The sequence below is a fragment of the Pseudomonas sp. NPDC089752 genome (assembly GCF_044748725.1).
Taxonomy (GTDB): Bacteria; Pseudomonadota; Gammaproteobacteria; order Pseudomonadales; family Pseudomonadaceae; genus Aquipseudomonas.
Genome location: NZ_JBIVGP010000002.1, coordinates 357,304 through 375,578 on the forward strand (window position 1 = coordinate 357,304; position 18,275 = coordinate 375,578).

At 63.7% G+C, this 18,275-nt stretch carries 19 protein-coding genes; 8 read left to right on the top strand and 11 right to left on the bottom strand.

The annotated features are described in order from the left end of the window. Positions 1–185: 185 nt before the first annotated feature. Both ACIPZF_RS04495 and cysK read right to left on the bottom strand, forming a co-directional pair. The gene (locus ACIPZF_RS04495) at positions 186–1,121 is read right to left on the bottom strand and encodes an aspartyl/asparaginyl beta-hydroxylase domain-containing protein (protein WP_400795680.1); all 936 of its coding nucleotides are present in this window, start codon (positions 1,119–1,121) and stop codon (positions 186–188) included. Between the two features lie 172 nt (positions 1,122–1,293). Next, on the bottom strand, positions 1,294–2,268 hold the full coding sequence (cysK, locus tag ACIPZF_RS04500) for a cysteine synthase A (protein ID WP_400795683.1): 975 nt from the start codon (positions 2,266–2,268) through the stop codon (positions 1,294–1,296). Positions 2,269–2,400: 132 nt separating this feature from the next. Here cysK and ACIPZF_RS04505 point away from each other — a divergent pair, with 132 nt between their 5' ends. The 3 genes from ACIPZF_RS04505 (at position 2,401) to ACIPZF_RS04515 (ending at position 5,717) form a co-directional block, all read left to right on the top strand. Then, entirely contained in the window at positions 2,401–3,474 is a 1,074-nt protein-coding gene (locus ACIPZF_RS04505) for a DUF748 domain-containing protein (protein ID WP_400795686.1), read from the top strand. 206 nt (positions 3,475–3,680) lie between these two features. Beyond that, positions 3,681–4,526, top strand: coding sequence for an AAA family ATPase (locus ACIPZF_RS04510; RefSeq protein WP_400795689.1), 846 nt, complete (start codon positions 3,681–3,683; stop codon positions 4,524–4,526). Positions 4,527–4,538: 12 nt separating this feature from the next. Then, positions 4,539–5,717, top strand: coding sequence for a VWA domain-containing protein (locus ACIPZF_RS04515; protein WP_400795691.1), 1,179 nt, complete (start codon positions 4,539–4,541; stop codon positions 5,715–5,717). A gap of 103 nt (positions 5,718–5,820) precedes the next feature. Here the strand turns inward: ACIPZF_RS04515 and ACIPZF_RS04520 are convergent, their stop codons facing one another. The 4 genes from ACIPZF_RS04520 to ACIPZF_RS04535 are packed head-to-tail and all read right to left on the bottom strand — an operon-like array spanning position 5,821 to position 9,493. Continuing rightward, positions 5,821–6,738, bottom strand: a complete 918-nt coding sequence (locus tag ACIPZF_RS04520) for a biotin-dependent carboxyltransferase family protein (RefSeq protein ID WP_400795693.1) — start codon at positions 6,736–6,738, stop codon at positions 5,821–5,823. Continuing rightward, positions 6,735–7,421, bottom strand: a complete 687-nt coding sequence (gene pxpB / locus ACIPZF_RS04525) for a 5-oxoprolinase subunit PxpB (protein WP_400795695.1) — start codon at positions 7,419–7,421, stop codon at positions 6,735–6,737. Before pxpB ends, ACIPZF_RS04520 begins: the two co-directional genes overlap by 4 nt. Continuing rightward, the gene (locus tag ACIPZF_RS04530) at positions 7,418–8,197 is read right to left on the bottom strand and encodes a 5-oxoprolinase subunit PxpA (RefSeq protein ID WP_400795698.1); all 780 of its coding nucleotides are present in this window, start codon (positions 8,195–8,197) and stop codon (positions 7,418–7,420) included. The genes pxpB and ACIPZF_RS04530 overlap by 4 nt, the downstream gene beginning before the upstream one ends. A gap of 9 nt (positions 8,198–8,206) precedes the next feature. Further along, positions 8,207–9,493, bottom strand: coding sequence for an MFS transporter (locus tag ACIPZF_RS04535; protein ID WP_400795700.1), 1,287 nt, complete (start codon positions 9,491–9,493; stop codon positions 8,207–8,209). Between the two features lie 129 nt (positions 9,494–9,622). Here ACIPZF_RS04535 and ACIPZF_RS04540 point away from each other — a divergent pair, with 129 nt between their 5' ends. Beyond that, positions 9,623–10,534 (top strand): LysR family transcriptional regulator, encoded by a 912-nt coding sequence (locus ACIPZF_RS04540; RefSeq protein WP_400795702.1) that lies wholly within the window; start codon positions 9,623–9,625, stop codon positions 10,532–10,534. Between the two features lie 130 nt (positions 10,535–10,664). Here the strand turns inward: ACIPZF_RS04540 and ACIPZF_RS04545 are convergent, their stop codons facing one another. The 3 genes from ACIPZF_RS04545 to ACIPZF_RS04555 are packed head-to-tail and all read right to left on the bottom strand — an operon-like array spanning position 10,665 to position 12,481. Further along, positions 10,665–11,186, bottom strand: a complete 522-nt coding sequence (locus tag ACIPZF_RS04545) for a DUF2937 family protein (RefSeq protein WP_400795705.1) — start codon at positions 11,184–11,186, stop codon at positions 10,665–10,667. Between the two features lie 9 nt (positions 11,187–11,195). After that, positions 11,196–11,969 (bottom strand): class II glutamine amidotransferase, encoded by a 774-nt coding sequence (locus tag ACIPZF_RS04550; protein WP_400795708.1) that lies wholly within the window; start codon positions 11,967–11,969, stop codon positions 11,196–11,198. 14 nt (positions 11,970–11,983) lie between these two features. Then, positions 11,984–12,481, bottom strand: a complete 498-nt coding sequence (locus ACIPZF_RS04555) for an MFS transporter (protein ID WP_400795711.1) — start codon at positions 12,479–12,481, stop codon at positions 11,984–11,986. Positions 12,482–12,563: 82 nt separating this feature from the next. On the opposite strand from ACIPZF_RS04555, the gene ACIPZF_RS04560 reads away from it, so the two are divergent. Together ACIPZF_RS04560 and ACIPZF_RS04565 are read left to right on the top strand one after the other, a co-directional pair. Then, positions 12,564–14,606, top strand: coding sequence for a S9 family peptidase (locus ACIPZF_RS04560; RefSeq protein ID WP_400795714.1), 2,043 nt, complete (start codon positions 12,564–12,566; stop codon positions 14,604–14,606). Positions 14,607–14,796: 190 nt separating this feature from the next. Further along, positions 14,797–15,264, top strand: coding sequence for a Crp/Fnr family transcriptional regulator (locus tag ACIPZF_RS04565; RefSeq protein ID WP_400795717.1), 468 nt, complete (start codon positions 14,797–14,799; stop codon positions 15,262–15,264). Here ACIPZF_RS04565 and ACIPZF_RS04570 read toward each other — a convergent pair. Next, positions 15,261–15,539 carry a hypothetical protein gene (locus tag ACIPZF_RS04570; RefSeq protein WP_400795720.1) on the bottom strand — a complete coding sequence of 93 codons (279 nt, stop codon included), beginning with the start codon at positions 15,537–15,539 and terminating at the stop codon, positions 15,261–15,263. The genes ACIPZF_RS04565 and ACIPZF_RS04570 overlap by 4 nt on opposite strands. Positions 15,540–15,670: 131 nt before the next feature. Here ACIPZF_RS04570 and ACIPZF_RS04575 point away from each other — a divergent pair, with 131 nt between their 5' ends. Continuing rightward, complete coding sequence (locus tag ACIPZF_RS04575; protein ID WP_176517065.1) at positions 15,671–16,042, top strand: YajD family HNH nuclease; 372 nt, start codon at positions 15,671–15,673, stop codon at positions 16,040–16,042. 71 nt (positions 16,043–16,113) lie between these two features. After that, positions 16,114–16,584: an RNA methyltransferase gene (locus ACIPZF_RS04580; RefSeq protein WP_012273680.1), complete on the top strand. Its 471-nt coding sequence runs from the start codon at positions 16,114–16,116 to the stop codon at positions 16,582–16,584. Positions 16,585–16,775: 191 nt separating this feature from the next. Here ACIPZF_RS04580 and ACIPZF_RS04585 read toward each other — a convergent pair whose 3' ends face one another. Continuing rightward, positions 16,776–18,266, bottom strand: coding sequence for an aldehyde dehydrogenase (locus ACIPZF_RS04585; RefSeq protein ID WP_400795722.1), 1,491 nt, complete (start codon positions 18,264–18,266; stop codon positions 16,776–16,778). Between the last annotated feature and the right edge of the window lie 9 nt (positions 18,267–18,275).

Genomic DNA, 18,275 nt, shown 5'->3' on the forward strand with positions numbered 1-18,275 from the left:
ACGCATGACCGTGCCCGCGACTGGCGCGAAGGCAAAGCATGTGGTGGAAGGGATCGCTGGCATGAACAGGTCTTCGAGGGAAGTGAATGGCTTGGACTATAGCGGTGGATTCTTCGCGGGGCAAGCCCGCTCCCACAGTGCGGTGAGACACCTGTGGGAGCGGGCTTGCCCCGCGAAGAGGCCCGTCAGAACAACCAGTGATAAAGCAGATAAGCCACCACCACCGCCAGCACCGGCCGCAGGATGCGGTAGGCCTTGGGATTGGCGCGCTTGAACTGCTTCACGCGGGTGCTGATCTTGTTGCTGAAGCGCTTGCTCCAGGCATACGCCTGGTTGATCCCGCCCACACGCTCGTCGTCGGTGTTCTGCGGCGCGGTGGCGCGGCCGAGGAAGGCGCTGACCTTGCGGTTGATCCGGGCCATCAGCGGACTGCTCAGCGGGCGCTCGATGTCGCAGAAGAGGATCACCCGGGTGACGTCGGTTTCGTTCTTCACCCAGTGCACGTAGGTCTCGTCGAACATCACATCTTCGCCATCACGCCAGGCGTAGACCTGGCCGTCGACGTAGATGCGGCAGTCGTCGGAGTTCGGCGTCGACAGCCCCAGGTGGTAGCGCAGCGAGCCGGCGAACGGGTCGCGGTGCGGGTTCAGGTGGCTGCCACCGGGCAGCAGCGCGAACATCGCACCCTTGACGTTGGGGATGCTGCTGACCAGTTCGACGGTCTTCGGGCACAGCGTCTCGGCCGATGGCAGCGGTTTGTCGTACCACTTCAGGTAAAAGCGCTTCCAGCCCTTCTTGAAGAACGAACCGAAGCCCGCGTCGTTGTCTTTCTCGGCGGCGCGGATGTAGCCCTCGTCGAACAGGCGCATGGCCTCTTCGCGAATCACCTGCCAGTTGTCCTTGAGCACATCCAGCTCAGGGAAGCGCTGGCGGTCCAGGTAAGGTTTGGACGGCACGCCGGAGAACAAGTACATCAGGCTGTTATAGGGTGCGAACAGCGCCGAATGGTTGACGAACTGGCGCAGCACCGGCAGGCGTGCCTTGCCGCGCAGATGCACGTACAGCACGCTGCCGAAGAACACCAGCAGGACACCCGCCTTGGCGACGAAGGAAAAGGTCATGCAACACTCCTTGGAATGAAAGCAGGCCAGCGCTGCCTGCCCCCAGAAAAATCATCCGGCCATCATAAACCCATACCGCCCCGGTACAAACCACCGGGGCGGGATCTCACTCATGAAGATTTTGCAATAAATGACGCCGCCGAGTGTTGCGCCGGATCAGCGCCAGGGCTGATTACTGCTGGTTTTCCTGCTCGCTGAACAGGTCGCTGAAGAGCATGCTCGACAGGTAGCGCTCACCGGAGTCGGGCAGGATTACGACGATGGTCTTACCCTGCATTTCAGGTTTTTCCGCCAGGCGCACCGCTGCCGCCATCGCCGCGCCACAGGAAATACCGCAGAGAATGCCCTCCTCCTGCATCAGGCGAATGGCCATGGCCTTGGACTCGTCATCGGTCACGGTCTCCACCTGGTCGACGATCGACAGGTCAAGGTTCTTCGGCACGAAGCCGGCGCCGATACCCTGGATCTTGTGCGGGCTCGGCTTGAGCTCTTCGCCGGCCAGGGTCTGGCTGATCAGCGGCGAGGACACCGGCTCCACCGCCACCGAGAGGATCGACTTGCCCTGGGTGTGCTTGATGTAGCGCGATACACCGGTGATGGTGCCGCCAGTGCCGACGCCAGCGACCAGCACGTCGACCGCGCCGTCGGTGTCGTTCCAGATCTCCGGGCCGGTGGTCTTTTCATGGATGGCCGGGTTGGCCGGGTTTTCGAACTGGCCCGGCAGGAAGTACTGCGCAGGATCCGAGGCGACGATCTCGTTGGCCTTCTCGATCGCGCCTTTCATGCCCTTGGCAGGGTCAGTCAGCACCAGCTCGGCGCCGAGGGCCTTGAGCACCTTGCGTCGCTCCAGGCTCATCGATGCCGGCATGGTCAGCATCAGCTTGTAGCCACGGGCGGCGGCGACGAAGGCCAGGCCGATACCGGTGTTGCCCGAGGTGGGCTCGACGATGGTCATGCCGGGCTTGAGCTTGCCGCTGCTTTCGGCGTCCCAGACCATGTTCGCGCCGATCCGGCACTTGACCGAGTAACCCGGGTTGCGCCCTTCGATCTTGGCCAGGATGGTCACGCCACGCGGGGCGATGCGGTTGATCTGTACCAGCGGCGTATTGCCGATGGAATGGGCGTTGTCTGCGTAGATACGGCTCATGGCAGGGTCCTTGGCATGAAATAGCAGGGAAAGACTTAAAGGGTAAGCCTGCCCCGGTGACCCGTAAAGCCCGTTCGAACTCGCCTGCGCGCCCTGCGGTCAACCGCACAACCCACCTAGGAGAACACTGCGATGAAAGCCCGCTACCGCTGGCCGCTGGTCGGCCTGGCCAGCCTGGTCGTGCTGCTGGTGGCCTTGCACCTGGCGCTGCCATACCTGGTGCGCGACTACCTCAACGACAAGCTGGCAGACATGGGCGAATACCGTGGCCAGGTGACGGACGTGGACCTGGCCTGGTGGCGCGGCGCCTACCAGATCAACGGGCTGAAGATCGTCAAGACCACCGGCAAGGTACCGGTGCCGCTGCTCGATGCGCCGCTGATCGACCTGTCGGTGAGCTGGCATTCGCTATGGTACGACCAGGCCGTGGTGGCTGAAGTGACCTTCGTGCGCCCCGAGCTCAACTTCGTCGACGGCGGCAGCAAGCAGGCCTCGCAGACCGGTCGCGGCACCGACTGGCGCCAGCAACTGGAAAAGTTGCTGCCGATCACCCTCAACGAAGTCCGCATCGACGACGGCACGCTGACCTTTCGCAACTTCAATTCCAAGCCCCCCGTCGACCTTAAGGCCACGCGCCTGGATGCCAGCATCCGCAACCTGACCAACGTGCGCGACGAAGAAGGCCGGCGCGACGCCAGTTTCAACGCCAATGCCCTGCTGCTGGGCGATGCCAAGGTGGAGAGCCGCGCCACCTTCGACCCGTTCAGCGACTTCGACGACTTCCAGTTCCGTCTGCGCGCCACCGGCATCGAACTGCGCCGGCTCAACGACTTCGCCAGTGCTTATGGCAAGTTCGATTTCAATGCCGGCCACGGCGATGTGGTGATCGAGGCCCAGGCAGAAAAGGGCCGGCTCAATGGCTATATCAAGCCGCTGCTGCGCGATGTCGACGTGTTCAACTGGCAGCAGGATGTCGAGAACAAGAACAAGGGATTCTTCCGTTCGGTGTGGGAGGCGTTGGTCGGGGCCAGTGAAACGGTGCTGAAAAACCAGCCGAAAAACCAGTTCGCCACCCGCGTGGAACTGAGCGGCAGCGTGCACCAGCAGGACATCAGCGCCTTCGAGGCGTTTCTGCAGATTTTACGCAATGGGTTCGTTCAGGCGTTCAATGCACGGTATGAACAGCCCAAGCCTGATTCGGACTGAATGTGCGTGACGGGCCATTCAGGGACTGAATACCCGGTCTGCGTTTGCAGCTGCCTGGGGCCGGGGTATAGTCGCTGACAACCGACAAACATGTGCCGGCCTCTTCGCGGGGCAAGCCCGCTCCCACAGGAGTTGTGGTGATCCCTGTGGGAGCGGGCTTGCCCCGCGAAGGGGCCGGCACTGACACCCCACAGAGGACAATCCCGATGAAGTTCGAAGGCACCCGCGACTACGTCGCCACAGACGACCTGAAACTGGCGGTCAACGCGGCCATCACCCTCGAACGCCCGCTGCTGGTCAAGGGCGAGCCCGGCACTGGCAAGACCATGCTCGCCGAGCAGCTCGCCGCCTCGTTCGGCGCACGCCTGATCACCTGGCACATCAAGTCCACCACCAAGGCCCACCAGGGCCTTTATGAGTACGACGCGGTCAGCCGCCTGCGCGATTCGCAGCTGGGCACCGAAAAAGTCCACGACGTGCGCAATTACCTGAAAAAGGGCAAGCTCTGGGAAGCCTTCGAGGCCGAAGAGCGCGTCATCCTGCTGATCGACGAGATCGACAAGGCCGACATCGAATTCCCCAACGACCTGTTGCAGGAACTCGACAAGATGGAGTTCTACGTCTACGAAATCGACGAGACCATCAAGGCCAAGCAGCGCCCGATCATCATCATCACCTCGAACAACGAAAAAGAGCTGCCCGACGCCTTCCTGCGCCGCTGCTTCTTCCACTACATCGCCTTCCCCGACCGCGCCACCTTGCAGCAGATCGTCGACGTGCACTACCCGAACATCAAGCAGTCGCTGGTCAGCGAAGCGCTGGACGTGTTCTTCGATGTGCGCAAGGTGCCAGGCCTGAAGAAAAAGCCCTCCACCTCCGAACTGGTCGACTGGCTCAAGCTGCTGATGGCCGACAACATCGGCGAAGCGGTGCTGCGCGAGCGTGACGCGACCAAGGCCATCCCGCCCCTGGCCGGCGCCCTGGTGAAGAACGAACAGGACGTGCAGCTGCTCGAACGCCTGGCCTTCATGAGCCGGCGCGGCAACCGCTGACAGGAGCCGGCCATGCTGCTCAACCTGTTCAACGAAATGCGCGCGGCCAAGGTGCCGGTGTCGGTGCGCGAACTGCTCGACCTGCTCAACGCCCTGCAGCAGCGCGTGGTGTTCGCCGACATGGACGAATTCTACTACCTGGCCCGGGCCATCCTGGTGAAGGACGAGCGGCATTTCGACAAGTTCGACCGGGCGTTTTCCGCCTATTTCAAGGGTTTGGAAAACCTTGACCGACACTTGGAAGCCCTGATCCCCGAAGACTGGCTGCGCAAGGAGTTCGAGCGCTCGCTCACGGATGAAGAACGGGCGCAGATCCAGTCGCTGGGCGGCCTCGACAAGCTCATCGAGGAATTCAAGAAGCGCCTCGAAGAGCAGAAGGAACGCCACGCTGGCGGCAACAAGTGGATCGGCACCGGCGGCACCAGCCCGTTCGGCTCGGGCGGCTTCAACCCTGAGGGCATCCGCGTCGGCGAGGCCGGCAAGCGCCAGGGCAAGGCGGTCAAAGTCTGGGACCAGCGCGAGTACAAGAACCTCGACGACCAGGTCGAGCTGGGCACCCGCAATATCAAGCTGGCCCTGCGCCGGCTGCGCAAGTTCGCCCGCGAAGGTGCCGCCGAAGAGCTGGACATCGACGGCACCATCGACCACACCGCGCGTGACGCCGGGCTCTTGAACATCCAGATGCGTCCCGAGCGGCGTAACACGGTGAAACTGCTGTTGCTATTCGACATCGGTGGCTCGATGGATGCCCACGTCAAGGTCTGCGAAGAGCTGTTCTCGGCCTGCAAGACCGAGTTCAAGCACCTGGAGTATTACTACTTCCACAACTGCGTTTACGAGTCGGTGTGGAAAAACAACCTGCGCCGCACTTCGGAACGTTTTTCCACGTTCGACCTGTTGCACAAGTATGGTGATGACTACAAGGTGGTGTTCGTCGGTGACGCGGCCATGGCGCCCTACGAGATCACCCAGCCGGGTGGCAGCGTCGAGCATTGGAACGAAGAAGCCGGGTATGTGTGGATTCAGCGCTTCATGGAGAAATTCAAGAAGGTCATCTGGATCAACCCTTATCCGAAGCAGGCCTGGGAGTACACGGCGTCGACCCACCTGGTGCGGGATCTGATCGAAGACAAGATGTACCCGCTGACCTTGCAGGGGTTGGAGGATGGGATGCGGTATCTGTCCAAGTGATGTCGCCTGAGCCGGCCTCTTCGCGGGGCAAGCCCGCTCCCACAGGGTCGGTCGGCGGCGATCCCTGTGGGAGCGGGCTTGCCCCGCGAAGAGGCCGGTAGCCTCACCGCCAGCGGCTGAGGTAATCCCGCTGCTCCCGCCAAGCCTCATCCTGCACTACTGCCCTGAACCGCACCACCGCCCCCGGCATGCACTGGGCCAGTTGCGCCAACGCCAACGGCGTCAAAGCCCCCAACCGTGGATACCCACCAATGGTCTGTCGGTCATTGAGCAACACGATCGGCTGCCCATCCGGCGGCACCTGCACCGCCCCCAGCGGGATCCCTTCGGAAATCATCGGCACGCCCTGATAGACCAGCTGCGGCCCAAGCAAACGGATGCCCATGCGGTCGGCGCGGCTGTCCAACGTCCAGTCACTGTTGAACGCCTCGAACAGGCTGATGCCGCTGAAATCACCGATCTGCGCGCCCATCACCAGGTCGAGCGTTGGCTTTTGCGGGTAAACCGGTCGCAGTGCCTCAGGTACTTCGCGCAGGGCCTGCTGCTCGCCGCTAAACGCCAGCAACTGCCCCTTGCCCAAGGCCACGCCGCAGCCGTCGATACCACCCAATTCTTCACGCACGACAGTGGCGCAGCTACCCAGCACAGCCTCACCTTGAAACCCACCCGGCGCCGCAAGATAAGCCCGCACGCCCTGCTTCGGCTGCTTCAAGGTCAGCCGCTGACCCTTGGCCAAAGCAAAGCTGCGCCAAGGCGCCAACGGCTGGTCATCGACCCACGCATCCAGGTCGGCGCCAGCTAGTGCCAGCACGCAGTCCTGCTCGGCCACGACCGTGAAACCACCCAGCGCCACCTCGACCACCGGCGCACTCAGCGGGTTGCCCAGCAGCCAGTTGGCCCAGTGCATCGCCACCCAATCCAGCGCTCCGCCCTGAGTCACGCCCAAGTGGCGCACGCCAAAACGTCCGGCGTCCTGCAGCTGGCACAAGGCGGTACTCGCCTCGATCTGCAATTGCTTCATGCCTGCGCCTCCACATCGCCGCCCAAGGCCACGAATTCGGCCCGAGAAACCGCCACGAAGCGCACCCGGTCGCCTGGTTGCAGCAAGCTGTAGCCCTCACGCTCGCGGTCGAACAGGCGCACCGGGGTACGCCCGATCAGGTTCCAGCCGCCCGGCGATACTGCGGGATAAGCTGCAGTCTGGCGCTCTGCAATACCGACGCTGCCAGCCGCCACACGCTTGCGCGGTGTGCTCAGGCGCGGCGATGCCAGCCGTTCGTCCACCAACCCCATGAAGCCGAAGCCGGGAGCGAAGCCTAGGGCGAATACAGGGTAGTCGCGCGCGCTGTGCAGCCGGATCACCTCTTCCTCGCTCAGACCGCTGCGCGCAGCCAGCACGGGCAGTTCAGGGCCGACACTGGCGTCGTACCACACGGCGATTTCATGCAGACGACCACCGCTGCCGGTGTCGGGCTGCAATCCCTCCAATGCCTGGGCGATCAGCGCCCTCGCCTGCCCTGGCGGCATGTCGAACTGCACCATCAGCGTGGTGTAGGACGGCACCAGGTCCACCAACCGCTCGCCGAACGCGGCGCTCAGGCGCTGGCTGGCGGCAAGCATCCACGGCATGTTGGCCTCGTCGATGGTGTCGAACAGGCGCACCATCAGGCTGTCGATGGCGACCACCTCGATGCGGATTTTCATGCCGGCTCCAGTGCATCGAGGGCCTGCCGGATCTGCCGTACCGCCGCCACCGAGCTGTCGTTGTCGCCGTGCACGCACAGGGTGCTGGCTTGCAGGCGCAGCGCGCTACCGTCGTCCGCCACCAGTGTTTCACCCTTGGCCAGGCGCAATGCCTGTTCGATCACCAGGGCCGGGTCGTGGTGCACAGCACCGGGCAGGCGCCTCGACACCAGGTGGCCGCTGGCGGTGTAGGCGCGGTCGGCGAAGGCTTCGAACCACAGCGGCACGCCGATTTCATCACCCAAGGCCTGGGCAGCGCTGTTGTCCGCAGTGGCCATCAGCATCAGAGGTAAATCGCTGCCATAAGCCGCCACGGCTTCGAGCACGGTACGCAACTTCAGCGGGTCGGCCATCATGTCGTTGTACAGCGCGCCATGGGGTTTGATGTAGGCCACGCGGCCGCCAAGCACCTTGCAGATGCCGTCCAGCGCACCGATCTGGTAGTGCAGCAGATCGCGGATCTCTTCGTTGCTGCAGGCCATGGAACGGCGACCGAAGCCGACCAGGTCCGGGTAGGCCGGGTGGGCGCCGATGGTCACCCCGTGCTGCAGTGCCAGCGCCACGGTGCGGCGCATGATGCTGGGGTCGCCGGCATGGTAGCCGCAGGCGATGTTGGCGCAGTCGACGTAAGGCATCACCTCGGCATCCAGACCCATGCGCCAGCTGCCGAAACTTTCGCCCATGTCGCAATTGAGTAGCAGGCGGTTCACCTGGCGTGCTCCTGTGTCGATGTTCATGTGCCTACCTTAGCGCGCCTGGAGGTGTTTGCCGCGGGTTTCCGGCAGGCTCAGGGCCGCCAGAATCACCACGCCATACGAGACGGCGGCAAACCCGCCAATGCTCAGGCCCAGCGGAATCTTCTGGCCGAGCAGGCCGATCAGCAGCGGGAACATTGCCGCGAAGATCTTGCCGATGTTGTAGCAGAAGCCCTGCCCCGATCCACGAATGCGGGTAGGGAACAGCTCGGTGAGGAAAGCGCCCATGCCGCTGAAAATACCCGAGGCGAAGAAGCCCAGCGGGAAGCCCAGCCACAGCATCACGCCGTCGCTGACCGGCATCTGCGTGTACAGCAGCACGATGATGAACGAGCCCACGGCAAACAGGATGAAGTTCTTCTTACGGCCCAGCAGGTCGGACAGGTACGCACTGACCACATAGCCGACGTAGGAGCCGACGATCACCATCGCGAGATACCCGCCCGTGCCCAGCACGCTCAAGCCGCGCTCGTTCTTTAGGAAGGTCGGCAGCCACGAAGTGATGGCGTAGTAACCACCCAACGCACCGGTGGTCAGCAACGAAGCGCGCACCGTGGTCCATAGCGGGCCGGGGGCGAAGATCTCGTACCACTGCGCAGGCGCTTCGGCGGCTTCCACGGCCTTGGCTTGACGATACACCTCCGGGTCCTTGACCAGGCGGCGGACAAAGATCACGAAAATCGCCGGGACCAGCCCCAGCAGGAACAGCGCGCGCCAGGCCTGTTCCGGTGGCAGCCAGGAGAACAACAGCGCGTACAGGATCGCCGTCAGGCCCCAACCGATGGCCCAGCCCGACTGCACCATGCCCACCGCCTTGCCACGGTCCTGGGCGCGGATCACTTCGCCGATCAGCACCGCGCCTGCGGTCCATTCGCCGCCAAAGCCGAAGCCCATCAGGGTGCGGGCGATCAATAGTTGCTCGTAGTTTTGCGCGAAGCCGCACAGGAAGGTGAAGAACGCGAACCACAGCACCGTCAGTTGCAGCGTGCGCACGCGGCCGATGCGGTCGGAGAGGATGCCGGCGACCCAGCCACCGACGGCCGAGGCGATCAGCGTACTGGTGTGGATCAGCCCGGCCTCGGTGGTGCTGATGCCCCATAGCATGATCAGCGTGGGGATGACGAAGCTGAGCATCTGCGTGTCCATGCCATCCAGGCCATAGCCGATCTTGCAGCTCCAGAAGGTGCGTCGTTGCTGGGAGTCGATGTCGCGGTACCAGGCGAATGGCCCGGTCGAAGGTGGGGATTGCACCTGTTGCTGCACGCCGCTTGGGTTCATGCTTGCCTCGGCTTGTTGGTATTGTTTTATGGGCGACGTCTGGCGTCGCGGCCTGTGCTTCATGTTCAGAGCCCACGCCAGCTGCGTCCAACGAGAAAAACCGCCGGTCTGGAACAAGAAAAACTGATCATGAACCTTCGCTTCCTCGAAACCTTCGTGTGGGTCGCCCGGCTCAAGAGCTTCCGCCTCACCGCCGAAAAACTGTTCACCACCCAGGCGTCGGTCTCCAGCCGCATCGCCGCGCTGGAGGCCGACCTTGGGGTCAAGCTGCTGCTGCGCGATTCGCGCGGCGTCAGCCTGACCCCGGAGGGCAGCAAGGTGCTGGAGTATGCCGAGCGCATGCTCGATACCGCCAAGGCCATGAAGCAGTCGCTGGACAGCGACCGGGCCAAGGTCGGGCGCATCCGCCTGGGCGTGATGGACACGGTGATCCACACTTGGATGAGTGCTTTGGTAGCCGAGCTGACCGAGCGTTATCCGCAGGTGGAAATCGAGCTGGTGGCCGATACGGCGCTGAATTTGCGCGAACAGCTGCAAAAAGGCTTTCTCGACGTGATCCTGCAGACCGACCTGCTGCGCGAGCAGTCAATCCGTAGCCTGGACCTGGCGCGCTATCCCATGGGCTGGGTGGTGGCTGCAGGCGGCGCCCAACATCGCGACTACGCCTCGCTGGCCGAGCTTGCGCGTGAGCGCATCGTTACCTTCTCGAAGAATTCGCGGCCGCATCAGGAGGTGCTCAGCCTGTTGCAGGGCGCGGGTGTCGAAAATCCAAGGCTGAACTGCGTGAACTCGGTGGCGGCGATTACCCGCTTGCTACGGGATGGCTTTGGCATTGGCGCGCTGCCACCGGCATTGGTGGAGGCCGAATTGAGCCGTGGTGAACTGGTGCTGCTGGAGGGCCTGCAGCCACCGCCGAGCCTGGAGTTGGTGGTGGCCTGGCAGACTGGCGTGGCGCTGGTGGATGAGGTGGTTGGCGTTTGCCGGCAGGTGCTGGAGCGGTATGCGCGGGATGTCGGCGGGCAGCGGATTGTATTGGTCTGAATGAGTGTCAGTACCGGCCTCTTCGCGGGGCAAGCCCGCTCCCACAGGTTGTGCATTGATCTCAAGAACTGCGCTGTACCTGTGGGAGCGGGCTTGCCCGCGAAGAGGCCGGTACAGGACACCTTAGAGCTCAGCGCCAGCTCTCTTTCACCGCCTTGCGCCGCCCCCCCAAAATCACCCAACCAATCCCCAGCAACAGGCTCTCGACCACGAACGCCAGCACAAACCCCGCGCCAACACCCCAGCCAATCGCCTCCGGCACCAGCAGAATCTGGTAGCTATACCCCTTGAGCGTCTCTTCCCGCAGCTGCGGGTCCGGCTGCACCAGCACATGCCAGGTGGTGGTGACCCAGGACCCCTGCAGCGCCTGCCACTCGTCTTCCAGCAACTGATTGCGGATCATCAGGCTCTCGATGCTGTTGGCATCGCTGTTGAACACCGGGTCGTCACTGCTGCGGTAGTGCCGCAGCAGTGCCTGCAGATCACCCTTGAAGAAGCGCTCGGCGGTCTGCTTGAAGCCATCGAGCGCCTGGCGCGATTCGAACAGGTGCGCCTCGACCCGCTGGCTGTAATCCTTGACCAGCCCAGGCACCTGGATACCGGCCAGCAGACCGAAGGTGAACAGCAGCAACCGCAGGTAACTTCTGAACATGCAGCGTCCTTAGCTCTGGCCCTGCGCCACGCACTCGCCGTGCCGCCACAGGCCCCATTGGCCGGGCTCGTAGCGCCGCCAGGTCTCATTCTCGGTCAAGGCCTCGGTGGCGATCACCGTGACCACGTCATTGGGGGTGGTTTCGGTATGAAAATCGACGATCAGGTCGACATCTTTCAACCGCGCGGCACCAAACGGCGCGCGACGGGTAATGTGTACCAGCTTGGTCGAGCAGAAGCAGAACAGCCAGTCGCCATCGCTGAGCAGGCAATTGAAAACGCCTTTGCCGCGATATTCGGCACAGGCTTCGACCAGCACCGGCAGCAGCTGTTCCACTTCAACCGGTTCCGGGAAGGCGGCGCGGATGCGGTTGAGCAGGTCGCAGAAGGCGGCTTCACTGTCGGTGTCGCCGATAGGCCGGTAGAAGGTTGCCTCGCCTCTAAACTCACCAAGCTGGCCGTTGTGCGCGAAGCACCAGTTGCGGCCCCACATTTCGCGGACGAACGGGTGGGTGTTGGACAGGCACACCCGGCCGACGTTGGCCTGGCGGATGTGGCCGATGACCACTTCGCTCTTGATCGGATAACGCTGCACCAGGTTCGCCACTTCCGATTCGCTGCTCGCCGCCGGGTCCTGGAACAGGCGCAGGCCGCGCCCTTCATAGAAGCCGATACCCCAGCCGTCACGGTGCGGGCCGGTTCGTCCGCCGCGCTGCATCAGGCCGGTGAAGCTGAAGACGATGTCGGTGGGGACGTTGGCGCTCATGCCCAGCAGTTCGCACATGGTGGCCTCCCGGCTTACAGACGTGGCTCGACCCGGCCGCCACCAGCGGGCGCAGCAGGCGGCGGGTCGTTGCGGTAGCGATCGCGGCGTTCGCCGGCCAGCGGCGTGTCGACCATGACCGCCTCATCCTCGGCGGCTTGGCGCTTGGCGGCGGCCTCGGCCTGTTCACGGCGCTCGCGGGCGCGTTTTTCCAGCGGCCAGCGCAGCAGCACGAAGGCGAGATACAGGCCAAAGGCGATCAGGCCATACATGGCGAAGTCCGACACGGCGCGCCAGGCGTTGTTGCCGACCTTGAAGGCGACGTCCAGGGCGGTGATGGCCACGGCCGGGGCCATGGCGTCCTTGCCGGGGTCTACCACGGTCGGGGTCAGCAGCAGGACCGCGAGGATCACCCGCAGCGGCTCGCGCAGCCAGCGCCACATCCAGCCGGTAAGTTTGAAACCCACCCAGATGCAACCCAGGGCAGCAACGGCGTAGAGGCCCCAGGCGAGGGTATAGTCGTTCTCGGTCATGGTGTTCGTGCAAGCCAGGCAAAGAGTTGCCTATGATAAACACTTTTCCGGGCGCAGGCGCCCCCTAGCCAAGAGATCCCCGATGCCCAACGCGCTCCAGCCCCCTATCGCCCGCCAGGACCAGGCCGCCGACCCTTATGCCTGGCTGCAACAGCGCGACACCCCTGAAGTGCTCGACTACCTGCAGGCGGAAAACGCCTACCAGGAGGCCTGCCTGGCCGACCAGGCGCCGCTGCGCGAGCAACTGTTCGATGAGATCAAGGGCCGTATCCTCGAAACCGACCTGTCGCTGCCGTCGCCCTGGGGCCCGTACCTGTACTACACCCGCACCACTGCGGGCGACGAGTACCCGCGCCATTACCGCTGCCCTCGCCCGGCGGACGACTCCAACACGGTGGACGAAAGCCAGGAACAGCTGCTGCTCGACCCTAACGCCCTGGCCAACGGCGGTTTTCTGGCCCTGGGTGCGTTCAACATCAGCCCCGACCACCGCCTGCTGGCCTACAGCCTCGACACCAGCGGCGACGAAATCTACACCCTGTACGTGAAGGACCTGGCCAGCGGCAACGTCAACACCCTGCCCTTCGACGACTGCGACGGCAGCCTGACCTGGGCCAACGACAGCCAGACGCTGTTCTTCGCCGAACTGGACGACACTCACCGGCCCTGGCGCTTGCGCCGCCATACCCTGAGCGAGACCGACGCGCACACGGTGTTCGAGGAAGCCGATGGCCGTTTCTTCCTGCACTGCTACCGCTCCAGCTCGGAAAAACAGCTGGTGCTGCTGCTCAACAGCAAGACCACCAGCGAAGCCTGGGTGCTGGACGCCGAAACGCCGCAGGCTGACTTCACCTGCCTGGCGCCGCGTGTCGAAGGCCACGAATACTTCCCCGACCACGGCCAGCTCGACGGCCAGTGGCGCTGGTTCATCCGCAGCAACCAGGACGGCATCAACTTCGCGCTGTACCAAACCCCGGCAGATCACGTGCCAACACGCGAGCAGTGGCAAGTACTGGTGCCGCACCGCGACGACATCATGCTCGAAGGCCTCAGCCTGAATGCCGGCGCCCTCACCTTGAGCCTGCGCGAAGGCGGCCTGCCGATCATCGAAGTGTGCCCGCAAGGCCTGCCGGCCTACCGCGTCGAACTGCCGGACGCCGCCTACAGCCTGTACGTGCAGGACAGCCTGGAGTTCGCAAGCAGCCGCGTGCGGCTGCGCTACGAAGCGCTCAACCGGCCTGCTCAGGTGCGTCAGCTGGACCTGGCCAGCGGCGCGCAGGTGGTGCTCAAGCAGACCCCGGTGCTGGGCGAATTCGATGCCGACGATTATGTCAGCGAGCGCCTGTGGGCTACCGCGGCGGATGGAACCCAAGTGCCGATCAGCCTGGTACGCCGCAAGCAGGACCTGGGCCAGACCGTCCCCCTCTACCTTTACGGTTACGGCGCCTACGGCGAAAGCCTCGATCCGTGGTTCTCGCACGCCCGCCTGAGCCTGCTGCAACGCGGCGTGGGCTTTGCCATCGCCCATGTGCGCGGCGGCGGTGAGCTGGGTGAAGCCTGGTACCGCGCCGGTAAACAGGAACACAAGCACAACACCTTCAGCGACTTCATCGCCTGCGCCGAGCACCTGATCGCCCAAGGCGTGACGGCCTCCGACCGCCTGGCCATCAGCGGCGGCAGCGCGGGCGGGCTGCTGATGGGCGCGGTGCTCAACCTGCGCCCTGAACTGTTCCGCTGCGCGATCGCCGAAGTGCCGTTCGTCGATGTGCTCAACACCATGCTCGACCCGGAATTGCCGCTGACCGTCACCGAGTACGACGAGTGGGGCAACCCGCAAGAACCCGAGGTGTACGAGCGGATCAAGGCCTACGCGCCGTATGAAAACGTCAGCGCCCAGCCTTACCCGGCCATGCTGGTGGTAGCCGGTTACAACGACAGCCGCGTGCAGTATTGGGAAGCGGCCAAATGGGTGGCGCGCCTGCGCACGCGCAAGACCGACAGCAACCTGCTGCTGCTCAAGACCGAAATGGGGGCTGGGCATGGCGGGATGAGCGGGCGGTATCAGGGGTTGCGGGATGTGGCGTTGGAATATGCGTTCGTGTTTGCTGAGCTGGGCGTGGTGTAAAACGCGTTTTTTGTTGTCTTAGTGGTCTCGCTTCATTAGCAAAGACCACCTCTGCCCCCGTGGGAGCGGCTTCAGCCGCGAACACCTGCGAAGCCGGTGCCATCCACCGAGTCGCTGGCTTCGCGGCTAAAGCCGCTCCCACAACGGGATGGGGTGTTCAACAGATACCGGACAACACGAAGAACAACACATGCCCGACCCAACCCACCTCAGCGCCGAAATCCGCGACATGCTCATGGACTGCGGGCTGTTCGACACCTTCCAGCCCAGCGACTGCCTCACCGCCGCCGGTTACTTCAGCCTTACCACCATGGATCAAGGCGAAACCATCTTCAACGAAGGCGACGCCGGCACGTTCATGTGCATCCTCCACCGAGGCGTCGTTTCCGTCCGCAAGCTCGATGGCGATGGCAATCAAGTCGAAATCGCCACCCTGCGCAGTGGCCGCGCCTTCGGCGAAATGGCTGTGCTCGACGGCGAGCGTCGCTCGGCAACCTGCGTCGCCGCCAGCGACTGCCAGCTGCTGACCCTGGGCAAGGACTCGCTGGAAAAGATGCTCAACGAAGCGCCACGCATCGCCGCGCGGATCATTCGCGCACTGGCTGTGGCGCTGTCGAAACGCCTGCGGATGCAGGACGGCCAGCGCCTGTCGCTCTAATCACCATCCCCCGCCGGCTTGCCCGGCTCCGTCCGCAACCCCGGCAATGGCTGGTCCTTCGGCGGCCCCGGCACCGGCATCGGCGGCAGCAATGGCGCACCCGGCTGATTGTCATACGCCTTGGGCGGCGTACTCGGGGTGATCTGCGGATACGGTGTGGGCGTCGCGGTGCCGGGCGCGCCGGGCACCGGCGTGGTGATACGTGGCGGCGTGCCGGCGGCTTGGGCCACGGGCATGCTGGCCAGCAGCAGCGCGGTGAGGATCGCTTGCAACATCAGCCACCTCCTATCAGAACATTCCTACAGGCTACGCCCTTATGAAGCTTTTCGCCTGTCCGCCTGCCCTGCAAGCGCGCTAGACTCATTGGCATAACCGTCACCTGCCTGATCAGAACAAAGGAAACACCATGAGTTCGGCTTCCACTTCCGCCGCCACCGCCCGCCTCGACCGCATCCTCGCCGACGCCAAGCGCGACAAGGAAATGGGCTACCGCGACAAGGCCCTGAGAATGTACCCGCACGTCTGCGGACGCTGCGCCCGTGAGTTCGCCGGCAAGCGCCTGAGCGAGCTGACCGTGCACCACCGTGACCACAACCACGACAACAACCCGCAGGATGGCTCCAACTGGGAGTTGCTGTGCCTGTACTGCCACGACAACGAGCACTCGCGCTACACCGACCAGCAATACTTCAGCGAAGGCTCCACCAGCACCCCGAGCATCGCCAAGGCCACGCACAACCCATTTGCCGCCCTGGCTGGCATGCTGAAAAAAGACTGACCGTCGATACCGCCCCCGCTGCCGCCGGCGAGCCCGTATAATCGCGCTTTTTTTGCGAAGGGCCCCGGCACGTGGCTAACAAACGGTACAGCTGCATCGGCCTGTTCAATCCAAAGTCTGCGGAGAACGTCGGTTCGGTGATGCGCGCAGCGGGTTGCTACGGCGTCAACTCGGTGTTCTACACCGGCAAGCGCTATGAACGCGCGCGTGATTTCGTCACCGACACCAAGCGTGTGCACTACGACATCCCGTTGATCGGCATCGATGACCTGCAGCGCATCATCCCCCTGGGCTGCACGCCGGTTGCCGTGGAGCTGGTCGAAGGGGCGCGGCCGCTTCCTGAATACACCCACCCGGATCGCGCGATCTACATCTTCGGGCCAGAGGATGGTTCGTTGAGTGAGGAGGTGCGAGGCTGGTGCGAAGAGACCATCTACATTCCGACCGAAGGTTGCATGAACCTCGCGGCGACGGTGAATGTGGTGCTGTATGACCGCTTGGCCAAGGGCTTGAATACCCGCTCGGGGCCGAAGTTCAAGTAACAAAAAAGCCGCCTCTGCTGTGTCAGTACCGGCCTCTTCGCGGGGCGAGCCCGCTCCCACAGGATGCCCCACTGACCTCAGGCCAGTAGAGTACTTGTGGGAGCGGGCTTGCCCCGCGAAGAGGGCGGCCCTGTCACCACAGGGCGGCCGGGTGCTGAGCTCCGTCAGAACAGCACCGTCCTGCAATCAGCTCACGAAGCGTTGATCCAGATGGTCTTCAGCTCCGTGTACTGATCATGGGCCCAGATGGACTTGTCACGCCCACCAAACCCGGACTCTTTGTAGCCACCGAACGGCGTGGTCACATCACCTTCGCCGAAGCAGTTGACCGTCACCACGCCCGCGCGGATTTCACGTGACAGGCGCAGCGCATTGCGCAGGCTGCCGGTGTAGGCCGAAGCGGCCAGGCCGTAGACGGTGTCGTTGGCCAGTTCGATGGCCTCGTCGATGGTCTCGAAGCTGGTCACGCTCAGCACCGGGCCGAAGATCTCTTCGATGAACAGCTTGTTGTCGCGGCCCACGTTGTCGACGATGGTCGGCTGAATGAACACGCCCTGTTCGGCCTCGCCACCTTGAACGACGTCGAGTTTTTGCTCGGCGGCGTATTCCAGGTACGACTTGACCTTCTCGAAGTGCGACTTGCTGACCATCGCGCCCAGGCGGTTTTCCGGGTCGAGCGGGTCGCCCAGTTTCCAGTCCTTCAAGTGCTTGGCGATCAGGCCCAGCAGCTCGTCCTTGACGTCCTTGTGGACGATCAGGCGCGAGGACGCCGAGCAGTTCTCGCCCATGTTCCAGAACGCACCGGCCGTGACGAACTCGGCCACTTCGTTCAAGTCTTCGCAGTCGTTCATGACCACGGCCGGGTTCTTGCCACCCAGCTCCAGCACGATGCGCTTGAGGTTGGATTCGGCGGCGTATTTCAGGAACAGGCGGCCGGTGTCGGTGGAGCCGGTGAAACTGACCATCGGGATGTCCATGTGGCGGCCGATGGCTTCGCCCACTTCACGGCCACCGCCAGGTACCAGGTTGAACACGCCAGCAGGAATCCCCGCTTCGTGAGCCAGCTCGGCGACGCGCAAGGCGCTGAGGGTGGTTTCCTTGGCCGGCTTGACCACGATCGAACAACCGGCGGCCAGTGAGGGGGCGATCTTCCAGGCCAGCATCAGCAGCGGGAAGTTCCACGGCAGCACCAGGCCGACCACGCCGATGGCTTCACGCACGACCATGGTCACGGCGGCGTTGCCGGTCGGAGCGGTGGCGTCGTAGATCTTGTCGATCAGCTCGGCGTGCCAGCGGATGGTGTGGATGGTTTCCGGCACGTCGACGTTCTGGCACTCGCTGACCGGCTTGCCGCTGTCCAGCGCTTCCAGCACCGCCAGTTCATGGGCGTTGTCTTCCAGCAGCTGGGCGAACTTCTGCAGCACGTGCTTGCGGTCGTTCGGCTGCATCTTCGACCAGGTGCCCTCTTCGAACACGCGCTTGGCTGCGGCCACGGCGACGTTGACGTCGTCGACGTCACAGGCGGCGACTTCAGCCAGCTGCTTGCCGGTGGCCGGGTTGGTGGTGACGAAGGTGCGGCCCGAAATGGCATCGCGGAATTCACCGTCAATGAACGCCTTGGTGCGCAGTTGCAGGTCGGCGGCGATGGCCGCGTATTGTTCCTTGCTCAGCAAATCAGCCATTTGCGTGCT